Source organism: Microbacterium sp. bgisy207, assembly GCF_057706855.1.
The window spans coordinates 155,446-174,883 of sequence record NZ_JBYIPB010000005.1; the positions used below are offsets into that span (position 1 = coordinate 155,446).

Here is a 19,438-nt window from a genome sequence, read left to right on the forward strand (position 1 = left end):
ATGTCCGAAGCTGCCACCGACACCGTCCAGGCACCAGCCCGCAACCTCGGCCTCGTGAAGGTGGTGGGGATCCTCGGCATCGTCGGCGGCGCCCTGCTCATCATCGTCGGCATCATCGTGTGGGTGACCGTGTCGAGCCAGCTGCGCGCCGAGAACATCACGATTCCCGAGGATGCGATGGCCTTCCAGGGTCAGACCGTCGCCGGTCCCTTCACCGCGTACGTCCAGGCCGACATCATCCAGCACCACGCGCTGGAGGCATCCGGCGGCGCCACGTACGCGGAACTCGACCGTGAGGACCCCGTGCGCGCGACCATGATGAACGCGTCGTTCTTGCGGGCGTCGCTGTTCACCTCGGTCGTGAGCTTCGGTGTCTCGGCCTTCGCGATCGGCATCGGCGTGCTGTCGATCCTGTTCGGCTGGGCGTTGCACCGCCTCGCAAGCGCCCCCGTCGTGGTCAAGCGCGCCGCCGTCACGGCGTGACGCGATCTGTCCGCGAGGCGCTCACCGCCTCTCGGACGTAGCGAACACCCCGGGCGTGGGTCGATGGCAACAGCTCTCGGCCCACGCCCGTCGGCGTGTCTGCGCTGGCGATGCGCTGCGCAGGCGCTGCCGGTCATGTCAGGCTGGGCGCATGAGCGAGCAGGGCATGCATCCGCGCGACGCGCTGATCGAGATCGCCCTGCTTCTCGAGCGAGAGCGGGCGATCCGGTACAAGGCGAAGGCGTTTCGTGCGGCGGCAGCCGCGATCGAAGGGCTCGACGATTCGCAGCTCGCGGACACCGCGGGTCTGCGCCGTCGGAAGGGGATCGGCGACTCGACCCTCGCGGTCATCGTCCAGGCGCGGGAGGGCCGCGTGCCCGACTATCTCGTGGACCTGCGCGAGAGAGCAGGCATCCGTCCCTCGACGCTGCGTGAGCGTCTTCGCGGAGACCTGCACAGCCATTCCGACTGGTCGGACGGCACGACGCCGATCGCGACCATGGTCGATGCCGCCCGTGCGCTCGGGCGGGAGTACCTGGCGCTGACGGACCATTCGCCGCGGCTTCGTGTGGCGAACGGACTGACGGCGCAGCGGCTCCGCGAGCAGGTATCGATCGTCGAGGGTTTTCGGGACGAACGGTTCACGCTGCTCACGGGTATCGAGGTCGACATCCTCGAGGATGGGGCGCTGGATCAGCAGGATGACCTGCTGCGCTCGCTCGATGTCGTGGTCGCCTCGGTGCACTCGAAGCTGCGCATGGACCGAGGCCCGATGACCACCCGGATGCTGAGCGCGGTGCGAAGCGGCAGGATCGACGTGCTCGGGCACGCGACCGGGCGTCTGGTGCGCGGCGAGCGGGGCACCAGGCCGCCGTCCGACTTCGACGCGGCTCGCGTCTTCCAGGCGTGCGCGGAGAACGCGGTTGCGGTGGAGATCAATTCCCGCCCGGAACGCGAGGACCCGCCGGACGACCTCATCGTCCTTGCCCTCGAGATGGGGTGTCTGTTCTCGATCGACTCCGATGCTCACGCGCCGGGCCAGCTGTCGCTCCTGGATCATGGTGCAGAACGTGCCGAGCGGCTCGGTGTGCCGCCGGAGCGGATCGTCACGACGTGGTCGCTGGATCGGCTTCGAGAGTGGACTGGTACACGGCGGTGAGGGCATCGCGGCCGCCGATGAGGTAGGCGCGCCACTGGGCGCTGGTCTGCGCCTGCGCCGCAACGGGTCCGGCTCCCCAGTCCTGCGGCGCCGGGGGAGGGACTCCGCGGCGCAGCGCCCGCCGCGCATCGCTCAGCGCAACGACGGCTCCCTCGTGGTATTTCGCGGCGTTGAGGCGCTCCCGGCCCAGCGTGCAGAGGGACTGGCCGGCCGCCGCGTGGGTGAGCGCATCGAGAGCTGCGTCGTGGGCAGCCTCGATGCGCTCGGCAAGAACGGTCATGGGACCGGCCTCAGTGCGTGACCCCGGTTGTCAGTTGCAGGTGCAGAGCTGGTCCTTCGGCACGCCGGCAAGGGCCTGCTCGACGTGCATGCCGCAGCCGGTCCAGGTGATCTTTCCGCACGACGAACAACGGATCTGTGAGCACATGAGGGGTCCTTCCTACGTTCTGGGCTCGGTGGTGTCTCAAGGATACCCCTGGGGGTATCACTCCTGCAACTTCGGCGGCGGAGGACGCCCGCTTCTGCGACCTAGACTCGACGGGTGGCTGCCGATCGACGTGTCCCCTCTGGCGCCGCGGGAGGCGCTGCGGGGCTCGTGGTCGCCGGCATCCTGGTCGCCGCGCTCAGTCTTCGCGGTCCCATCGTCTCACCGACTCCGGTCCTCCGGCAGATCGAGACCGATCTGGGCATCGGGGCGGCCACCGCGGGGTTGCTGACCACAGCGCCGGTGCTGATGTTCGCACTGCTCACCCCGGTCGCGGCCCTCGTCATCCGTCGTGCCGGTGCGGAGCTGGCGCTCATGATCACCCTCACGGGAGTGCTGATCGGGACGCTGCTGCGCGCGGTCCCCGGCTTCGGGTGGATGCTGGCGGGAATGATCGTGATCGGCGCGTCGATCACCGTCGGCAACGTCGTGATCCCTGTCATCATCCGCCGCGACGTCGCCCCCGAGCGGGTCGCGCTGGTCACGGCGGGTTACGTCGCGACATTGAACGCCGGCTCGCTGCTGACATCGCTGTTGACCGTGCCGATCGCCGCCGTGATCGGTTGGAACTGTGCGCTGCTCGCCTGGTCGGTGATCACGGTCGCCGGGATGCTCCTGTGGGGTGTGCACCTTCGCCGGTCAGCCGCCCAGGGCGACCTGTGGGGCGAACGGTTCTCGGGTGCGGCGCGGGAGAGTGCAGCATCCGTCGGGGAGCGGGAAGCGGACGCCCTCACCGGGCCCGTCCCGGTGCCGCTTGCTCGCGGCGCGGCTCGGGGTGGCTCGATGTTCCGGCATCCGGTGCCGTGGATGCTTCTTCTCGCGTTCGCGGGGCAGGCAGCCGTGTACTACGGCTTCGCGACGTGGTTGCCGACGCTCATCGCCGACGACCTCGGAGTCACCGCCGCCGCTGCGGGAGGGCTGACGGCGTTCTTCCACGGTGTCGCCGTCGTCGGCGCGTTCGTCGTGCCGCTGCTTGCCCGCTTCACACCGCGGATCGTTCCCGCGGTGGCGATCTGCGTGTCGTGGCTCCTGCTCACCGTCGGGATGCTCGTGGCACCGGAGTGGGCGGCGGTGTGGTTGAGCTTCGGCGCCATCGGCCATGCGGGCGGGTTCGTCGTGATCTTCAGCACGCTGGTCGCGATCGCCCGGTCGGATGCGGAAGCCGCGGGGATGTCGGCCCTCGTGCAGGGCGGTGGGTACGGGGTTGCAGCGCTTGCCGCACCCGCGATGGGCGCGTTGCACGAAGCGACCGGGGGGTGGGATGCCGTCCTGGTGGCATCCCTTGCGGTCGTCGTCGCCTACTGCGTGCTGCTGTTGGTTGCCGTCACCGCGTCGTGGCGAGCGCCTCGATGACGCGGGCCACCGAACTGCCGAGCGACCACGTCTCGGCGAGTTCGACGGCCGCAGTGCGCTGGGTGTCATCCAGCGGACGCAGGCGATCATCCGGTTGGGGCAGACCCAGGGTTCGGACGACGCCGACGACGGCCGGCGCGACGGCGAGGTAGTCCGCTCCGGCGAGGATCTTCGCGCGGACCCCCGCGGACATCCCCTCGCCCCGTTCGGCGGCGGCGATGATCCCGGCGAGGTCGCCGTGCGCCGCCAGGAGCGCGGCGGCGGTCTTCTCGCCGACTCCCGCGACGCCGGGCAGTCCGTCCGAACTGTCGCCTCGCAGGGTCGCGAAGTCCGCGTATTGGTGGGGCAGCACGCCGTACTTCGCCACGACGGTGGCGTCGGTGACCAGCTCGAGGTTGCTCATGCCGCGTGCCGTGTAGATGACCCGGATGCCGCGCTCGTCGTCGACCAGTTGGAACAGGTCCCGGTCGCCGGTGACGATGTCGACGGGCATGGTGGCGGTGGTCGCGAGCGTGCCGATCACATCATCGGCTTCGTGCTCGGCGGCGCCGACGATCGGGATGCCGAGGGTCGCGAGCGCCTCCCGGATGAGGGGCACCTGCACCTCGAGCGGATCGGGCACCTCTTCGACGTCAGGGGCGCCGGCGACGACCTCGACGACACGGTGCGTCTTGTACGACGGGATGAGATCGACGCGCCACTGCGGGCGCCAGTCGTCGTCCCAACAGGCCACGAGGTGGGTGGGTTCGTAGGCCGTCACGAGCTTCGCGATCATGTCGAGGAATCCGCGGACGGCGTTCACGGGCATCCCGTTCGGCGCCTTGACCGTGTCCGGCACGCCGTAGAACGCGCGAAAGTACAGCGACGCGGAGTCGAGCAGCATCAGTCGTTCGGTCACCGGCCCATCCTGACACGGCGCGGGCGAGGGCTGCGGTGCGAAGCCGGTCAGCAGCCGGGGCCGCCGGGGTTCTCGGTGCAGGTGCGCTCCACGAGCGCAGTTCGCACGTCCAGCACCTCGAGCGTGTAGGGCGGCGCCGGCGCGTTCACGTAGCCGGATACGGGCCGCCAGCCGCTGCCGAAGTCCACGTCCGCCGCGTACTGCAGCGTCAGGCGCACCGTGTAGGTGCCGCGTTCCCGGTAGACGTGGCTCGTGGCGGTCGGGCTGAACTGGGGGAGCCCGAGGGCGGCCCACGTCGTGCCGCCCGTCGTGGTGCGGACTGTCGCGCCGTCGCCGTAATCGAAGACGAATCCGACCGGGCGGAACCGCACGCTGACGTCCCACCCGAGGAGCGGGCCCGTGAGGCTGTGGGTGGATGCCGTTGCGACGAGGTTCGTCGGCATCCCCACGACGCCGAAACCGGCGGGCTCGCCACCGAGGGTCGGCCGCGCAGGAACGAAGCTCGCGAGGTCGTCGATCGTCACGTCGGGATAGAGGACGACGGAGTAGCCTCCGCGGCAGCCGATGTCGGGGCATTCCTCATCGGCGGATGCCTCACCGCCGGTGCCGGATCCGGGGGCACCTCCCGAGCCGCTGCCGCGGGAGCCCCCGCCACCGGAGCCGCTGCCACCGGAAACGTTGCCGCCGCCCGTGCCGGGATGGTGGGCAGTGCCGCCGACGTCGACCTGGCTCCCGCTATTTGACACGGAGCACTGGCTGATCCACTCGCTGCCACATTGACTCGTGGCCGCGGCTGCTTGCGCGATGCCTCCCGTCGCCACGAGGACAGCCGCGAGTATGGTCGCGCCAGCTACGGTCCGCATGCTGGCTCACCTTCGCGCCCCTCGATCCGCGCGACGGTGAACTCCGTCGGTAGTGCTTCGGAGCGCTCCACGGTTACTGTCATCGTCTGCACTTGCCCGCGCGATGGCGAGACCATGGATTCGCCGATCGGATCGGTAACTTGCACGTCTGACACGTCAAGACAGACGGCGAGGGCGACTTCGTCGGAACCATCTCGGACGGCGATCGGTTCGACAAGCGTGACGATGCTGTCACCGGATACGGACCAGTTGTCCGCGTGCATCTGCGAGAAAGACTCCCGCACAGCTGCATTGGCATCGCCTGTCGTCCAGCGGTAGACCTCCTCGAAGGTGGTCGGGTCGCTCAGATCGACCTGGTTGAGGGCATCGACGTACGCCCGATACGTGGCCTCGGCGGCGGCGAACGCTTCCTCCTCGCTCGCGAACCCCGTCGGCGTCGGGGTCGGGGTGGGGGCTGCGGGCCCGCACCCGGTGAGCGTCGCCGTCATGAGCGCTGTCGCGACCAGCGCTGCGATCACGACCGATGCGGATCGCGGCGGGTGAGGGCGACGGGTCATGTCGACCACGGTAGCCCGCGGCATCCGGGTGCGATCTGTTATCCACACCCCGCGTCATCACGCCCCGGCTGGGGAGGGACGCGACGGCGCGATTCCTAGACTTCAAGAATGAGTTTCGGATCGGCCGCGCAGTCCGGCATCCGTCGGCCCACCGAGGAGAGTCCCTGCCCGTGCGGGAGCGGGTCGACCTACGGGCGGTGCTGCGGGCCGCTGCACCGCGGTGCGCCCGCCCCCACGCCGGAGCGGCTGATGCGCTCGCGGTACAGCGCGTTCGCGACAGGTGACACGCGTTATCTCGCCGACACGTGGCACCCCCGCACGCGACCCGAACGCGTCGACATCGACCCTGACGTGCGCTGGGTGGGCTTGCGCATCGTCGACACTCCCGCCGCACGCGGAACTCAGGGGATCGTCGAGTTCCGCGCGAGCTGGCGTCACGGCGCGCAGTCGGGGGAGCAGCATGAGCGCAGCCGCTTCCAGTTCGCCGGCGGTCGCTGGTGGTACCTCGACGCAGAAACGGACGGCTCCGACATCCTGTGACGGATGCCGGAGCCGGCAGCATGTGTACGGCTCAGGCGGCGGCGCCTGCCGCGGTCGCCGCGGGCACCTCGACCAGACGCCCGGTGCGTACGTCGTAGACGTAGCCGTACACGGGGATCCTCGCCGGGACGAGCGGGTGCGCCTTGATCCGGGCGACATCGTCGACGACCGCCTGCGCCTGGTCGCTGATGGTGAGCCAATCGATGTAGGCAGCCTCGGCAGAGCCCGGACCCTCGCCGACGTCGCGGAAGCCGTCGGCTCCGAGCTCGGCGGTCTCGAGGGAGTTGGCCAGCAGACCCCGGATGACCTCGTCGGTGAAGAACTCCATGCCGCAGTCGGTGTGGTGGATGACGAACCACTCCTTCGTGCCCAGCAGCTTGTACGAGATCACGAGCGAGCGGATCGCATCGTCGGAGGCGCGACCGCCGGCGTTACGGATGACGTGGGCATCGCCCTCACTCAGACCCGCGTACTTCGCGGGGTCCAAGCGTGCATCCATGCACGTGAGGATCGCGAACTGACGCGCGGGAGGCAGGGCGAGATCACCTTTGTCGAAGGCGGAAGCATAGGACTCGTTGGCGTCGAGCACCTCGGAAAGAACGGACATGGCACTCCTCGGGTGGATGGGCAACGACCCCACGTTAGGTGCCGCGCGCGTGCTGCGGCGCTCTGTGACTGCTCGTGACGATCTGTGACGTCACAGTTGCGGCCGGACTCGTGACGAGTCCGGGCTGGTGTCGAGTGGGGGCTGGTGCTCGGCGGTGCCCGTGACTGGCGCCTCGGACCTGCGGCGGTGGGGGAGCAGCCGCACCTCCCAGCCGGTTGCTGCAGCGATGCTCTGGCGCAACGCGTCGGCCTGCGCTCGAGCCTCAGTGAGCGACTCGTCCGAGAACACGTCGACCGTCAGCGGCGGCGGTTCCCCGAACTTGGGGATCTCGATCACCGCGCGGGCGCCCGACGGCAGGGCGATCGCGACACGCGGGGTTCCGGCATCCGTGATCGTGCCTCCCGCGGCGCGGGCGATGATCGCCAGGGCATCGAGCTTGGTGGTCGCGGTGTCTGCGACGAGGGTGGCCGCAAACTCGGTCGGCGCAGCATCCATGGACACAGTGTGCCCCATCCGGGGGCTGCGCTCGACCGACTTTCGGCGGCGCTCCTGCCCGGTCGGCGCAGAGCTCGACCGGCGCTCAGCCCTCGTGCGACCAGGCTCGTAGGCGTCGCAGCAGGGGGCGCTTCTTCTCGAGATGGCCGTGCATCCGCCGCAGGATGTCGTCGAGCGCCTCGATGGCCTCCTCGATGTGCGGTCCCTTGTTGAGCATGACGCATTCTGCACGCTCGCCGGCAGCGGCATCCGTCACCTCGGCGCGGGTCGGGACACCGCTGCCGGCGAGCGAATCAAGCACTTGCGTCGCCCAGATGACCGGAAGGTGCGCGGCCTCGCACAGCCACAGGATCTCTTCCTGCACTTCGGCGAGCCGCTCCCAGCCGGCTTCGACGCCGAGGTCGCCCCGCGCGATCATGACTCCCACGCGCGGGCGCCGCATGAGCTCGAGGAGGATGTCGGGCAGGGCGCGGAACGCACGCACCGTCTCGACCTTGACGACCACGCCCAGGTGCCCCGCGTCGCGGGCGTCGAGTTCCGTGAAGAGCCGCCGGATGTCGGCGGGGGAGCGTGCGAACGAGAGCTGCACGATGTCGGCAAAGCCCGCGACGGCATCCAGGTCGCGCAGGTCGTCATCGGTGAGCGCCGAGATCGGAAGGTCGGTGTCGGGCAGGTTGATGCCCTTCTCGGCGCGCAGCTTCGTGCCCTTCGGCGAGGCGAGCGTCACCTGCACGTCGGCGACGCGTTGTCCCGCGATCGTCCCGACGGCGCGCGTGAACCCCTCGATCTTGCCGTCGTCGAACAGGACGCGATCGCCGACGCGGATCGCATCGAGTGCTTCGGGCAGCGTGCACCCCACGCGGTGTCGGCCGTCGCGTGTGGAGCCCGGCTCGGTGCCGCGATGCAGCTCGATGATGTCTCCGGGATGGATGCGCAGTGCCTGGTCGACCGGCGGCAGCACACCCACCTGGGTCTCGCGACCGTCCACGTCGATCAGCGTTCCCGTGCCGATGTAGGCGGTGCGGTCGCCCTCGATGCGGGCGCCTCCCTCCCGACGCTCCACGACGGTCATGTAGCGCGAGCGGCCCCGGGTGTCGGTGAACTCGACGGTGTCATCGATCCGCAGCCGTGCGATCCACTCGGCATCCGTGACCGGGACCTCGCCGGCAGCGGGGTCGTCGCCGCCTGCGGGCTGCGCGACGAGCCATACGGAGGCCGCCTCGACCACCCGCCCCAGGGCGTCGCGTGTCGGCGCCACCTTCACCACGCGCGGCCCCGGTGCGAGCGGTCCGGTTCGCAGCTTCGGGCCGGCCAGGTCGGCGGCGATACGGATGCCGGGCCCGGCGTTCCTGATGTGCTGCGCCATCCGTGACCACGCCTGCGCGTCGTCGTGCGCGCAGTTGATGCGCGCGACATCCATTCCGGCGGCCACGAACCTCGCGACCAGCGCGGGGTCGTTCGCCGCCTCGGTCGGCATCGTGACCATGATTCGGGTCTGACGATCCTCGGCGGTGCCGCCGAGAAGCGCCGCGGTGTGGACACGCAGCGGGGCCGGGGTCTGCCGTGACGCATCCGACCCCTGGTGGGTCCGGTCGTGCGTGTCTGCCTGCCCGAGAGCGGCGTCGATCGTGCCGAGCACGGCGTCGAGGTTGCGGAGCACGTCCGACTCCATGCGACCCAGCGAGGAGAGCCCTTCGGCGGTGAGGCGGTCCTGCAGATCGCGCAGGTCTTGGGATCGCAATGCGACATAGCGCACCAGATTGGCGGCGCCGGCGGCGTTGACCGCGTGCACGCGGGAGAGGAGCGTGGATGCCGCGCGTTCTGCGTCCTCCGCCGCCGACCGCAGGCGCAGCAATTCGGTGCGAAGCGAGATGAGCCGTTGTGATCGAGCATCGTCGAGCATCGTCGGACCTCCACCTGTGACGTTAGCTCCGCGCGCCCCGGCGCGGCAGGGGTCGAGTCGTGAAAATGCCCTGTGCCGGCGCTCAGCCGGGGGTGACGTCGGTGACGGTCACCGTGCGTCGGCCGGCGATCATGACGCGCGCGCAGGCGACGTCGAGACGGGCGATCGCGAGGCCCGGATGACCGAGAGTGTCGCTGTCGGTCGGTGGCTGGAGCGCAGCCTCGATCGCGGCGTGATCGATGACGACGCCGTACTGCTCGGACAGGTGGGTGGCGACCGGGACGACCAGACCTCGAACGAGGTTCTCGTCCCACGGCTGCAGTTCGAGGATGACGAGGCGGTCCGCCAGGGCGCCGTAGAACTGGGCGATCCGCTTCTCGTAGGGCGCAGTCACCGTCACCACGAGGCGCGCGAGGGGGAACCGCTCGGACTGCCAAATCTCCCGAAGGATCGACACGTCCGGTTCCGTCGTGCCTAGGCGCGCCAGCTCGTCGATGTCTTCGACGACCACGACGGTGCGCCGCGTCAGCGCGGACAGAGTGTCGCGCAGCAGCATGGCCGGCTCGCCGTCCACGGTGGTTCCCGGGTCGAAGAACAGCGTCGGGAGAGGATCGTCGAGGTCGAGCAGGAGACGGGCGATCTCGGCGGCGAGGCTCGTCTTCCCGCATCCGCGTCGACCGACGAGAGCGGGAATCAGCGGCTGATCGCTCAACAGGTACGCGGCGGCGTTCAGGGCCTCGGGTCCGCGCAGGAGGCCGGCCAACGGGTCGGTTCGCTTCTGCGGCGAAGACCCGCCCGCAGCATCCAGTCCCGGGGTCTGTTCGGTGCGGACCCGGGTGGGTGCGCCCTGCTCAGGCAGCAGGTCGGCGACGGCGAGGTCGCCGCGCAGCGCGGCGTGGAGTCTCATCGCCAGGGCGGCGGCATCCGGGGAGGCCGTGATCATGTTGCGCACCTCGGCCTCATTGCCGACGGTCTGTTCCGCGGCCAGAAGGCGGTGAACGAGCTGTTCGCCGTCGCTGCCGAACGCATCGCCGAACTCGCCGGGCCAGTTCTGTGCGAATGCAGACGCGGCGTGCGTGACGGTCGCGTGGTCAGAGCCCCAGCGCTTGGCCTCAGCCTTCGCCAGACCCACGAGCCCGCGGATGGACAACGAGTCCGTCGCGCGCATCATCCCTCCCTGCGCCGTCGGCGCGGGTCGTCGCCGCGACGCTTGATAACAGTTCTAGCGCGGTTCTGGCGTTTCTCACCACAGGGAACTCTCGCACCTGCCACACTCACAGCTATGAGAACCAGAGCATTGACTGCAGTTGTGGTGGGGATCTTCGCGGCATCGATCGCGCTGAGCGGCTGCACGCAGAGCGAGTCCGTCATTGCGCCCGTGACCATGGACGCCGGCGATCTTCAGGGCGAGACGGTCGACCTGGTCGTCGGGCAGGTGCTGAACATCAACACGGGCGATCTGGCCGTCGACAGCTACAGCGGCGAGGTCGCCGACCCCGCTGTCGCGGAGTTCGTGGCCGGCTACACCGACGGATCGGCGACGTTCAACCCCGGTGTCACGGCGCTGAGCGTCGGCACGACCGAGGTTGTGCTCTCGAACAGCAACGGCGGCATCCAGGACGTCACCTTCACGGTCGAGGTCTCCGAGAAGGAATGACGGTATGCCCGCGAGGCCACTCGCGGGCATAGTCTCGACGTATGCGTGCGACCGTCATTCATGGTGCCCGAGACATCCGACTCGAAACCGTCGCGGACCCGATCCTGTCAACCGGTGGTGACGCGATAGTTCGTGTGGTCGCCGCGTGCGTGTGCGGTTCGGACCTCTGGTCCTATCGCGGCATTGCGCCCACTGAGCAGCCTCACCGCATCGGACACGAGTTCATCGGCGTCGTCGAAGATGTCGGCGCGGACGTCGAGCGGATCCGCCCCGGCGATTTCGTGATCGCCCCGTTCTATGTGTGCGACAACACCTGCATCAACTGCCGCAACGGCGTGAGCACGTCGTGTCTGAACGGCGGATGGTGGGGCCAGGACGACCGGTTCGGCGGCTTTGCCGACGGCGGCCAGGGCGAACGCGTTCGCGTGCCGCTGGCCGACGGAACGCTCGTCGCCGTGCCCGGCCCGGTGACGGATGACGAGATCCCCGGTCTGCTCTCGCTGGCCGACGTCATGGGCACCGGGCATCACGCCGCCGTCAGCGCGGGCGTGCGGGCAGGTGACACTGTCGTGGTCGTCGGGGACGGCGCGGTGGGCTTGTGCGCGGTGATCGCCGCGAAGCGGCTCGGCGCTTCGGAGATCATCGCCATGTCGCGCAACCCGCAGCGTCAAGAGCTCGCGTGGGAGTTCGGTGCGACACACGTCGTCGCCGAACGCGGCGACGAGGGGGTCATGGCGGTTCGTCAACTCACTCAGGGTGTCGGCGCAGACCGAGTACTGGAGTGCGTGGGTACGAAGGAGTCGATGGACCAGGCCCTCGCCTCCGCCCGCCCGGGTGGGCGCGTGGGATTCGTGGGCGTGCCCGCGGGCGGTCCGGAGCTGTCGGTTCGTGACATGTTCAACCGCAACGTGGGTGTCGTCGGTGGTGTGGCTCCGGTGCGGGGATACATCGAGGAATTGCTCCCGGATGTCCGATCGGGCTCGATCCAACCGGGGAAGGTCTTCGACCTGGAGCTCCCGCTCAGCGAGGTCGCCGACGCGTACGCCGCGATGGACGAGCGACGCGCGACGAAGGTGTTGCTGCGCCCGGAGTCTTGAGGTCACCTCGGAGTCGACCGGCGGGACCTTCGTCGCGTGGGGCGCAGAGGTTGTCTGTAACAATGTTCGGATGCAACTCGAGGCGGAGGATTACGCGGCGATCCTCGCCGTCCTCGAATCGGTCGCGTCCTCACAGGACACGCGCGACTACGCCACCCGGGTAAGTGCCGGCCTGTACCAGCTGTTGCCGTGCCGGGGTGCCTCGTGCACCGAAGTGGACGCGGCGGGTCGCCGCGTCGTCTCCGAGCCCGCGCCGCCGTTCCCTCCCGGGTGGATCGCCCAGTACGGACCCGCCTTCGAGAAGTACGCCTGGCAGCATCCGCTGTTCGAGCGCCTCGTCGCGGGCGAGCGCGTCGGTCCGCTGTCGTGGAGCATCGACGGAGCCGACTCCGCGTTCGCCGACACGGAGTTGTACCGGGCGTTCTACGAGCCGAATGGAGTGCGTCGGCAGGTCGTCCTCATCTTCCCGACCGTCGAGGGGACATCGATCGTCATTTCGATCGATTGCGCCGCCGAGCATCCCTGCGGTGAGCGAGAGTCCGCCGTGCTCGCGACGATCGCCCCTCTTCTCGAGAACAGCTATCGGCTCGTCCGCAGAGCGGCCGGGCGCAGCCCGTGGCCGGTCGCGGAGGCCAGGCCGGCCGGCGCACCCGCCGGGCTCCCGGCTCCGATCGACGTCGACCCGCGCGACGGTCTCACGATCGACGACGCCCAGTTGCGCGCCCACAAGCTGTTGCGGGCCGCGGGTCTGACGACGCGCCAATCCGAGATCGCACTCATGGTGGCAAGCGGTGCGGCCACCTCCCAGATCGCCCTGTCGCTGGGGATCTCGCCAGGAACGGTGCGCAAGCACCTGGAAGCGGTGCACGCGACGCTCGGCGTGTCCAGCCGCGCTGCCGTCGCTGCCACGGTGATGCGAGTGGTCCACCCCGAAGCGGCCGGCATCCTCGCCCACCCGGTGCTCGCGCGCTGAGACACGACGCCCCGGCGCGGTCGTCACGCGGGGTGCGTCGCACGCACCTGCTGTGCCCCTCGGATACTGCACCGGCGGTCGTGTCGGTCGGCTCGGGCGTCGACGTCTGTGACAATCCCGCCGGTGCAGTCCGCGAGCGTCAGGATCAGGGACCCACGACGATCCCGATACTGTGACGCTCCCCTCCGCCTCCGAGGCTAGGAGAACGTCGCTGAAATGGCCATACGACGTTTCGCGTAGCTGAAGCTTTCGTGTTCCGGTGACCGTACGCTGGAACCATGCGCAGGCCCGAACGCGAACCCGTCGGCCCCGGTGAGGAGTCGGTCTGGGACTATCCTCGGCCACCGCGTCTCGAGCACGTCGACCGCCGCGTCGTCGTCGAGTTCGGTGGCGCAGTGATCGTCGACACCCGTGACGTCGTGCGCGTCCTCGAGACCAGTCATCCTCCCGTCTACTACCTGCCGATCGCCGACGTCGCCGACGGGGTCCTCACTGCCGCCGAGGGAACGACATTCTGCGAGTTCAAGGGGCGAGCCAGCTACTTCGACGTCACGGTCGGGGATCGCGTCGCCCCCCGCGTGGCATGGACGTACGCAGACCCCTCCCATGGCTTCGAGGACCTCGTGGGCCGTATTGCGCTGTACCCCGCGCCGATGGACCGCTGCACCGTGGACGGGGATGTGGTGCAGCCGCAGCCCGGAACTTTCTACGGCGGGTGGGTCACGAGCGAGATCCGGGGCCCCTTCAAGGGAGTTCCCGGGTCAGGGGGCTGGTGACGGCGACGAAGGGGCGAGGAGCGGTCAGCGACCGCCGAGCTGGATGTCGCCGACGTCGTCGATGTCGGGGCCCGCGGTAAGCAGCACCTCCGCCTCGAGGGTCAGGTCGATGAGATCCCGCAGCAGTCCGCCCAGAGTGCTCGCGCGCAGCAGGCGCAGCTGGTCCATCTGACCGAGGGGAGCGATGGCGGCCAACTGCCAGGCCGATTCCACGGGATCATCCGAGATCTCGACGTCGGGGTCCCAGCGGATGTCGTTGAACTCAGCCGCTCGCGCGAGCACCCGCCGCACGATCTGTTCGGCCTGGGAGTGCAGCGGCGCGAGCTCGTCATGCCAGACGAGCTCGGGGAGCGGGGTGACGGATGCGGCGGGATAGGGGTCGTCGTCGAGCCACTCGTCCACGGCCACGCGCGCGCCGCCCACGGCGATCACATGAAGATCGTCCGCGCGTGGATCCACCTGCAGGATCCGCGCCATCGTCCCCACCGAGAACCGCTGGTCCCCGCCGCCTGCTTCGCTGCCCCGCTCGATGAGCACGACGCCGAACGACGGTTCCTCGTCGTCCAGCACGCGGCCGAGCATCACGAGGTACCGCTGCTCGAAGATGCGCAGCGCAAGCGGCGTGTGGGGAAACAACACTGTCCCGAGCGGGAACATCGCGACATCCGCCATGCTTTCAGTCAACCAGCGATTCGCTGCGCCGGGCCCGGATCCTGGTGATCAGAGCGACCACGACGCGCCAGCCGACGAGAAAGAGCGCCAGCACGATCGAGGCAACGATCACGAACGCGGTCTGCACGCCCTGGCCGCTGATCGCCCGCAGCAGCATCCCCCCAATCACGGTGTAGAGCCACACGGCGACGCCCGCGCCGAGAATGGCGAGGGGGAACCGCCACAACCGCATCGCCAGCCATCCGGCCAGCAGCGACACCAGGAACGGCCAACTGGTCTGCGCGAGCCCCAGGCCATCGACTCCGATCACATCTTCCCCATGGCTTGCGCGACCGATGGCGGCGAAGACGACGACGAGGGCGACATCGATGGCGAGGGCGGCAGCGACGATACGCGGCGAGGGCGTGACCGCCGCTTCTCGGAGCGGTCCTGGGGTTGAACTCATGCATCCAGTCTGCCCGGCGATCCGATGTGCCCGCCGCTCTCTCGGATCGCCCGGCTAACCTTGTGCGGTGGCACTGTCGAAGATCCTCCTCTACTACCGGTTCACGCCGATCACCGACCCGACCGCGGTGCGGCTGTGGCAGCGGGACCTGTGCGAGATGCTCGGGCTTCGCGGGCGCATCCTGATCTCGAAAGACGGCATCAACGCGACAGTCGGGGGCGAGTTGGGCGCCATGAAGACGTACTGGCGCAAGACGCGCGAGTACCCGGGTTTCGGCGACATCGACTTCAAGTGGTCGGAGGGTTCCGGGCTCGACGCAGAGGGCCGCAGCCTCGACTTTCCTCGCCTGTCAGTGAAGGTCCGCGACGAGATCGTGAGTTTCGGGGCACCGGGGGAGCTGCGCGTCGACCGCTCTGGTGTGGTCGGCGGCGGCACGCACCTGACGCCGGGTGCGGTGCACAAGCTCGTGGAGGAACGCGGCGATGAGGTCGTCTTCTTCGATGGACGCAACGCTTTCGAAGCCGAGATCGGCAGGTTCAAGAACGCAGTGGTTCCGGATGTCGCGACCACACGTGACTTCGTCGCCGAACTGGAGTCGGGCCGGTACGACCATCTGAAGAACTCTCCGGTCGTCACCTACTGCACCGGCGGCATCCGTTGCGAAGTGCTCTCGAGCCTCATGGTTTCGCGCGGCTTCACCGAGGTGTATCAGATGGACGGCGGCATCGTCCGCTACGGGGAGAGCTTCGGCAATGCCGGCCTGTGGGAGGGTGCGCTGTACGTCTTCGACGGACGGGAGTCGATCACATTCGGGACGGATGCCGCGACGATCGGAAGCTGCCGAGGGTGCGGTGCACCTTCGTCGCGGATGGTCAATTGCGCCGACGATGAGTGCCGCGTGCGCGTCGTGCAGTGCGATTCGTGCACGGATGCGGAGTCGGCCCGCTGCGTGCGCCACGAGGCCGCGGGAGCGGCGACCGCCGTGCTCGCATCACGTGGCTGACCGCGACCCATTTCGTCACGAGATCACAACATCCTTACGAGGTCGGCCCCGCGTGCCGTAGTGTGAGTCCCGCGCCGGCTTCCGGCGTGCGGGTCACGCACTGTGACCCGGAGGTACACGAAGGAAAAGACGATATGGCCACCGGCACCGTCAAATGGTTCAACTCCGAGAAGGGATTCGGTTTCATCGCTCCCGATGACGGTTCCGCCGACGTGTTCGCGCACTTCAGCGCGATCTCCGGCAGCGGCTACCGTAGCCTTGAGGAAGCGCAGAAGGTCGAGTTCGACACCGAGCAGGGCCCCAAGGGTCTGCAGGCAGCGAACATTCGCGCACTCTGACACGATCCCCTCGAACGCGCCGCTCCGCACCGGAGTCGGCGCGTTCGTCGTTTCCGCATCCAGGATCCGGACCCACCGCCTGACCGCTTCCCGTGAATCCGGATGCATACGGGAAGCGACATGCCGACGTCCGTAGGGTGGGACATAGCGAACGGCAACCGCCCTTGGCATCCATCCCGCGGCGCGCACGACGTGCGGCGCACGAGAGAAATCAGGTGCCGTTGTGCCGTCATCCTCCCTTTCTTCTGCTTCCCCCGTCGTGACGGAAGCCGCGCGGCTCGGCCCCGTGCGCCAGACGTACGCGCGCTCCGAGGACTTCCCCCCGATCGCCCGGGCGTACACGCAGGTTTCGCAGGTGGTCCGTGAGCTCGGCCTGCTGCGGCGGACGCCGTGGTTCTACGCCGCTGTCGGTGGCGCGATCGCCCTCGGCTTCGGCGGCGCGATCACCGGGTTCGTCCTGCTCGGCGACAGCTGGTTCCAGCTGCTCATCGCGGCGGCGCTGGGCATCCTGTTCACGCAGGTGGCGTTTCTCGCTCACGAAGCGGCGCACCGCCAGATCCTCGCGAGCGGCCCGGCCAACGACCGGCTCGCGCGGGTTCTCGGCGGCATCGTCGGCATGAGCTACTCGTGGTGGGACTCCAAGCACTCGCGCCACCACGCCAACCCCAACCGGGTCGGTAAGGACCCGGACATCGAGGTCGACACCATCTCGTTCCTCGAGACGGATGCCGCGGCCTCCCGTGGCGTCGTGCGGATGATCACCCGCAAGCAGGGATGGTTCTTCTTCCCGCTGCTGACGCTCGAGGGTCTGAACCTCTACGCGTTGAGCTTCCGCCACCTGCTCTCGCGAGGACCGATCAAGGGGCGGTGGACCGAACTGGGCATCCTGAGCCTGCGCTTCGGGGTCGTGCTCGTCCCGATCTTCCTCTTCCTGCCCCTGGGGATGGCGTTCGCCTTCTTCGGCGTCATGCTCGCCGTCTTCGGTGTCTACATGGGCGCCTCGTTCGCCCCCAACCACAAGGGCATGCCGATCATCGCGCCTGACGCGAAGCTCGACTTCTTCTCGAAGCAGGTGCGCACCTCCCGCAACGTCGCCGGCGGTTGGTGGGCGACCTGGCTCATGGGCGGCTTGAACTACCAGGTCGAGCACCACCTCTTCCCGAGCATGTCTCGGCTGCACCTCGCTCAGGCGCGCGAGATCGTCCGCGACTACTGCGCCACTCACGACGTCCCCTACACAGAGACATCGCTCTGGCAGTCGTACGCGATCGTCATCGACTACCTCAACCGTGTGGGACTGGCCGCGCGCGACCCGTTCGACTGCCCGATGGCCGCCGAATACCGTCGCGTCTGAGCGCTCGGGGATCACTGATAGGCTGAACACGGCGGACGGTCGTTCCCGATCTCTGCCAGCGTCGTCGATACGCATCCCGGCCTGACGGTCCGGCTCTCTTCTCGAACGGCGAACCGATGCGCGAACCCGCGCCGTCGCCACCCGCTGATGCATGTCCTCGCATCCGTTCCTCTGCCCTCGCGGGCGCCGGATGCCGTGCTGCAGCACATCTCAGAAAGCGTCACCATGACAACCTTCCTCGACCTCGGCGTGCCTTCGCGGCTGGCCGATGTTCTTCTCGCCTCGGGCAAATCCGAAGCCTTCCCCATTCAGCGCGACACGCTGCCCGACTCGCTCGCCGGCCGCGATGTGCTGGGCCGTGGCCGTACCGGCAGCGGAAAGACGATCGCATTCGCCTTGCCGCTGGTCGCCCGCATCGCCGCATCCTCGACACCGCTGACCTCAGGCCGCCCGCGCGGCCTCGTGCTCGCTCCGACCCGAGAGCTCGCGACGCAGATCGCCGCGACCATCGAGCCGCTTGCCCACGCCGTCGGCCTACGGGTCACGACGATCTTCGGCGGGGTGAGCCAGCGCCCGCAGGAGCAGGCGCTGCGTGCCGGGGTCGACATCGTCGTGGCGTGCCCCGGCCGCCTCGAAGACCTCATGAAGCAGCAGATCGTGCGCCTGGACCGGGTCGAGGTGAGCGTGCTCGATGAGGCCGACCACATGGCCGACCTCGGCTTCCTTCCGGGCGTGACCCGCATTCTCGCGGCGACCCCCGCAGATGGTCAGCGGCTTCTGTTCAGCGCAACCCTCGACGGGGGGATCGATGTTCTCGCCCGCCGTTTCCTGTCGTCGCCGGTCAGCCACGAGGTGGATGAGTCCAGTGTTCCCGCGGGCGAGATGACCCACCGGGTGCTGCTCGTTTCCGGCACCGAGGAGAAGACCGCGCTCGTTCGCGAACTCGCCTCGGGGCAGGGTCGCCGCATCCTCTTCACCCGCACGAAGCACCAGGCCAAGAAGCTTGCCAAGCAGCTCAGCGCAGCGGGGATCCCCGCGGTCGACCTGCACGGGAACCTGTCGCAGAACGCCCGCGACCGCAACCTCGCCGCCTTCTCGGCGGAGCCCGGGGCCGGCGGCATCCGGGTTCTCGTCGCGACGGATGTCGCCGCCCGCGGTGTGCACGTCGATCAGGTCGAGCTCGTCGTCCACGTCGACCCTCCCGTCGAGCACAAGGCGTACCTGCACCGCTCTGGCCGCACCGCGCGCGCCGGCGCGGAGGGCACTGTCGTCACGGTGGGGCTCGACGCCCAACGTCGTGAGATCGCGCAGTTGCTGAAGAAGGCAGGCATCCAGGTGGAGCTCGAATCCGTGCGGGCGTCATCGCCCGTCGTGGATGAGCTTGTGGGCGAGCGAGCCGCGCACCGCATGATGCCGCAGGCTCCGGCAGCGTCGTCCTCGCGGCCTGCGCGGTCGGGAGCGACCGCCGCCAGCGGACAGCGCTCCGGCAATGGTCAGCGCAGCGGCAGCGGGCGCGGACCTCAGCCGGCCCGCGCCACCAAGGCAGGTCACACGGCAAAGCCCACGCATGCCCACAATCCGCGCCATGCGGCCGATCAGGGACCGGCAACCGCAGATCGTCATCCGCAGCGAGCCACCGACGGCGCCCCCGCGCGCCGTCGCCGCGGTTCGCGCGGTCGCGGGTCGGGCCAGCGCCCGGCCGCCCAGTAGCACCCCGCGGTTCTTCCGAACCCGCCCGACGTCAAAGGTCGGGCGGGTTCGGGAGGCTGCCAGAGTGCGGC

The 19,438-nt window shown here is 69.0% G+C and carries 23 protein-coding genes; 12 read left to right on the forward strand and 11 right to left on the reverse strand.

Annotation, left to right across the window (positions count from 1 at the left end; translation table 11 throughout):
• Together AC3ENO_RS06415 and AC3ENO_RS06420 are read left to right on the forward strand one after the other, a co-directional pair.
• Entirely contained in the window at positions 1-483 is a 483-nt protein-coding gene (locus tag AC3ENO_RS06415) for an aromatic ring-opening dioxygenase LigA (protein ID WP_434969798.1), read from the forward strand.
• Between the two features lie 166 nt (positions 484-649).
• Positions 650-1,642: a PHP domain-containing protein gene (locus AC3ENO_RS06420; RefSeq protein WP_434969899.1), complete on the forward strand. Its 993-nt coding sequence runs from the start codon at positions 650-652 to the stop codon at positions 1,640-1,642.
• Here the strand turns inward: AC3ENO_RS06420 and AC3ENO_RS06425 are convergent.
• Positions 1,590-1,922, reverse strand: a complete 333-nt coding sequence (locus AC3ENO_RS06425; protein WP_434969799.1) for a hypothetical protein — start codon at positions 1,920-1,922, stop codon at positions 1,590-1,592. The genes AC3ENO_RS06420 and AC3ENO_RS06425 overlap by 53 nt on opposite strands.
• Positions 1,923-1,952: 30 nt before the next feature.
• Complete coding sequence (locus tag AC3ENO_RS06430) at positions 1,953-2,069, reverse strand: hypothetical protein (protein ID WP_488185765.1); 117 nt, start codon at positions 2,067-2,069, stop codon at positions 1,953-1,955.
• A gap of 114 nt (positions 2,070-2,183) precedes the next feature.
• Between AC3ENO_RS06430 and AC3ENO_RS06435 the strand changes: the two genes are divergently transcribed.
• On the forward strand, positions 2,184-3,479 hold the full coding sequence (locus AC3ENO_RS06435; protein ID WP_434969800.1) for an MFS transporter: 1,296 nt from the start codon (positions 2,184-2,186) through the stop codon (positions 3,477-3,479).
• Here the strand turns inward: AC3ENO_RS06435 and AC3ENO_RS06440 are convergent.
• The 3 genes from AC3ENO_RS06440 to AC3ENO_RS06450 form a co-directional block, all read right to left on the reverse strand.
• Positions 3,451-4,377 carry a 5'-3' exonuclease gene (locus AC3ENO_RS06440; RefSeq protein WP_434969801.1) on the reverse strand — a complete coding sequence of 309 codons (927 nt, stop codon included), beginning with the start codon at positions 4,375-4,377 and terminating at the stop codon, positions 3,451-3,453. The two genes, AC3ENO_RS06435 and AC3ENO_RS06440, sit on opposite strands and share 29 nt — an antisense overlap.
• A gap of 47 nt (positions 4,378-4,424) precedes the next feature.
• Positions 4,425-5,123, reverse strand: a complete 699-nt coding sequence (locus AC3ENO_RS06445) for a hypothetical protein (protein ID WP_434969802.1) — start codon at positions 5,121-5,123, stop codon at positions 4,425-4,427.
• A gap of 104 nt (positions 5,124-5,227) precedes the next feature.
• On the reverse strand, positions 5,228-5,797 hold the full coding sequence (locus tag AC3ENO_RS06450) for a hypothetical protein (protein WP_434969803.1): 570 nt from the start codon (positions 5,795-5,797) through the stop codon (positions 5,228-5,230).
• A gap of 108 nt (positions 5,798-5,905) precedes the next feature.
• Between AC3ENO_RS06450 and AC3ENO_RS06455 the strand changes: the two genes are divergently transcribed.
• Positions 5,906-6,337: a YchJ family protein gene (locus AC3ENO_RS06455; protein ID WP_434969804.1), complete on the forward strand. Its 432-nt coding sequence runs from the start codon at positions 5,906-5,908 to the stop codon at positions 6,335-6,337.
• Between the two features lie 31 nt (positions 6,338-6,368).
• Here the strand turns inward: AC3ENO_RS06455 and AC3ENO_RS06460 are convergent, their stop codons facing one another.
• From AC3ENO_RS06460 to AC3ENO_RS06475, 4 genes are all read right to left on the reverse strand, one after another.
• A complete protein-coding gene (locus AC3ENO_RS06460; RefSeq protein WP_434969805.1) occupies positions 6,369-6,944 on the reverse strand; it encodes a beta-class carbonic anhydrase in 576 nt (191 codons plus the stop codon).
• Between the two features lie 90 nt (positions 6,945-7,034).
• A complete protein-coding gene (locus tag AC3ENO_RS06465; protein WP_434969806.1) occupies positions 7,035-7,439 on the reverse strand; it encodes a hypothetical protein in 405 nt (134 codons plus the stop codon).
• A gap of 85 nt (positions 7,440-7,524) precedes the next feature.
• The gene (locus AC3ENO_RS06470; protein WP_434969808.1) at positions 7,525-9,342 is read right to left on the reverse strand and encodes a pyruvate kinase; all 1,818 of its coding nucleotides are present in this window, start codon (positions 9,340-9,342) and stop codon (positions 7,525-7,527) included.
• Positions 9,343-9,424: 82 nt separating this feature from the next.
• Complete coding sequence (locus tag AC3ENO_RS06475; RefSeq protein WP_488185766.1) at positions 9,425-10,510, reverse strand: AAA family ATPase; 1,086 nt, start codon at positions 10,508-10,510, stop codon at positions 9,425-9,427.
• A gap of 114 nt (positions 10,511-10,624) precedes the next feature.
• Here AC3ENO_RS06475 and AC3ENO_RS06480 point away from each other — a divergent pair, with 114 nt between their 5' ends.
• The 4 genes from AC3ENO_RS06480 (at position 10,625) to AC3ENO_RS06495 (ending at position 13,845) form a co-directional block, all read left to right on the forward strand.
• Positions 10,625-10,999, forward strand: a complete 375-nt coding sequence (locus AC3ENO_RS06480) for a hypothetical protein (protein WP_434969811.1) — start codon at positions 10,625-10,627, stop codon at positions 10,997-10,999.
• Between the two features lie 41 nt (positions 11,000-11,040).
• Complete coding sequence (locus AC3ENO_RS06485; RefSeq protein ID WP_434969813.1) at positions 11,041-12,096, forward strand: zinc-dependent alcohol dehydrogenase family protein; 1,056 nt, start codon at positions 11,041-11,043, stop codon at positions 12,094-12,096.
• Between the two features lie 70 nt (positions 12,097-12,166).
• Entirely contained in the window at positions 12,167-13,069 is a 903-nt protein-coding gene (locus AC3ENO_RS06490; RefSeq protein WP_434969814.1) for a helix-turn-helix transcriptional regulator, read from the forward strand.
• Positions 13,070-13,347: 278 nt separating this feature from the next.
• Positions 13,348-13,845, forward strand: a complete 498-nt coding sequence (locus AC3ENO_RS06495; protein ID WP_434969816.1) for a DUF427 domain-containing protein — start codon at positions 13,348-13,350, stop codon at positions 13,843-13,845.
• 24 nt (positions 13,846-13,869) lie between these two features.
• On the opposite strand, the gene AC3ENO_RS06500 is transcribed toward AC3ENO_RS06495, so the two are convergent.
• Positions 13,870-14,517 carry an LON peptidase substrate-binding domain-containing protein gene (locus AC3ENO_RS06500; protein ID WP_434969818.1) on the reverse strand — a complete coding sequence of 216 codons (648 nt, stop codon included), beginning with the start codon at positions 14,515-14,517 and terminating at the stop codon, positions 13,870-13,872.
• Between the two features lie 4 nt (positions 14,518-14,521).
• Positions 14,522-14,962, reverse strand: coding sequence for a DUF3054 domain-containing protein (locus tag AC3ENO_RS06505; RefSeq protein WP_434969819.1), 441 nt, complete (start codon positions 14,960-14,962; stop codon positions 14,522-14,524).
• A 67-nt stretch (positions 14,963-15,029) separates the two neighbouring features.
• On the opposite strand from AC3ENO_RS06505, the gene trhO reads away from it, so the two are divergent.
• The 4 genes from trhO to AC3ENO_RS06525 all read left to right on the forward strand — a co-directional run bounded on the left by trhO (position 15,030) and on the right by AC3ENO_RS06525 (position 19,367).
• Positions 15,030-15,965 (forward strand): oxygen-dependent tRNA uridine(34) hydroxylase TrhO, encoded by a 936-nt coding sequence (gene trhO / locus AC3ENO_RS06510; RefSeq protein WP_434969820.1) that lies wholly within the window; start codon positions 15,030-15,032, stop codon positions 15,963-15,965.
• A 134-nt stretch (positions 15,966-16,099) separates the two neighbouring features.
• Positions 16,100-16,303, forward strand: a complete 204-nt coding sequence (locus AC3ENO_RS06515) for a cold-shock protein (protein ID WP_195693661.1) — start codon at positions 16,100-16,102, stop codon at positions 16,301-16,303.
• Between the two features lie 223 nt (positions 16,304-16,526).
• Positions 16,527-17,657: a fatty acid desaturase family protein gene (locus AC3ENO_RS06520; RefSeq protein ID WP_488185767.1), complete on the forward strand. Its 1,131-nt coding sequence runs from the start codon at positions 16,527-16,529 to the stop codon at positions 17,655-17,657.
• 225 nt (positions 17,658-17,882) lie between these two features.
• Entirely contained in the window at positions 17,883-19,367 is a 1,485-nt protein-coding gene (locus tag AC3ENO_RS06525) for a DEAD/DEAH box helicase (RefSeq protein WP_488185768.1), read from the forward strand.
• The last annotated feature ends 71 nt before the right edge of the window (positions 19,368-19,438 follow it).

What these genes read in the sequence shown, in the direction of transcription:
- AC3ENO_RS06415 (WP_434969798.1), top strand. Translation starts at nt 1, where the DNA reads ATGTCCGAAGCTGCCACCGACACCGTCCAGGCACCAGCCCGCAACCTC.
- AC3ENO_RS06420 (WP_434969899.1), top strand. Translation starts at nt 650, where the DNA reads ATGCATCCGCGCGACGCGCTGATCGAGATCGCCCTGCTTCTCGAGCGA.
- AC3ENO_RS06425 (WP_434969799.1), bottom strand. Translation starts at nt 1,922, where the DNA reads ATGACCGTTCTTGCCGAGCGCATCGAGGCTGCCCACGACGCAGCTCTC.
- AC3ENO_RS06430 (WP_488185765.1), bottom strand. Translation starts at nt 2,069, where the DNA reads ATGTGCTCACAGATCCGTTGTTCGTCGTGCGGAAAGATCACCTGGACC.
- AC3ENO_RS06450 (WP_434969803.1), bottom strand. Translation starts at nt 5,797, where the DNA reads ATGACCCGTCGCCCTCACCCGCCGCGATCCGCATCGGTCGTGATCGCA.
- AC3ENO_RS06455 (WP_434969804.1), top strand. Translation starts at nt 5,906, where the DNA reads ATGAGTTTCGGATCGGCCGCGCAGTCCGGCATCCGTCGGCCCACCGAG.
- AC3ENO_RS06460 (WP_434969805.1), bottom strand. Translation starts at nt 6,944, where the DNA reads ATGTCCGTTCTTTCCGAGGTGCTCGACGCCAACGAGTCCTATGCTTCC.
- AC3ENO_RS06465 (WP_434969806.1), bottom strand. Translation starts at nt 7,439, where the DNA reads ATGGATGCTGCGCCGACCGAGTTTGCGGCCACCCTCGTCGCAGACACC.
- AC3ENO_RS06470 (WP_434969808.1), bottom strand. Translation starts at nt 9,342, where the DNA reads ATGCTCGACGATGCTCGATCACAACGGCTCATCTCGCTTCGCACCGAA.
- AC3ENO_RS06475 (WP_488185766.1), bottom strand. Translation starts at nt 10,510, where the DNA reads ATGCGCGCGACGGACTCGTTGTCCATCCGCGGGCTCGTGGGTCTGGCG.
- AC3ENO_RS06480 (WP_434969811.1), top strand. Translation starts at nt 10,625, where the DNA reads ATGAGAACCAGAGCATTGACTGCAGTTGTGGTGGGGATCTTCGCGGCA.
- AC3ENO_RS06485 (WP_434969813.1), top strand. Translation starts at nt 11,041, where the DNA reads ATGCGTGCGACCGTCATTCATGGTGCCCGAGACATCCGACTCGAAACC.
- AC3ENO_RS06490 (WP_434969814.1), top strand. Translation starts at nt 12,167, where the DNA reads ATGCAACTCGAGGCGGAGGATTACGCGGCGATCCTCGCCGTCCTCGAA.
- AC3ENO_RS06495 (WP_434969816.1), top strand. Translation starts at nt 13,348, where the DNA reads ATGCGCAGGCCCGAACGCGAACCCGTCGGCCCCGGTGAGGAGTCGGTC.
- AC3ENO_RS06500 (WP_434969818.1), bottom strand. Translation starts at nt 14,517, where the DNA reads ATGGCGGATGTCGCGATGTTCCCGCTCGGGACAGTGTTGTTTCCCCAC.
- AC3ENO_RS06505 (WP_434969819.1), bottom strand. Translation starts at nt 14,962, where the DNA reads ATGAGTTCAACCCCAGGACCGCTCCGAGAAGCGGCGGTCACGCCCTCG.
- AC3ENO_RS06515 (WP_195693661.1), top strand. Translation starts at nt 16,100, where the DNA reads ATGGCCACCGGCACCGTCAAATGGTTCAACTCCGAGAAGGGATTCGGT.
- AC3ENO_RS06525 (WP_488185768.1), top strand. Translation starts at nt 17,883, where the DNA reads ATGACAACCTTCCTCGACCTCGGCGTGCCTTCGCGGCTGGCCGATGTT.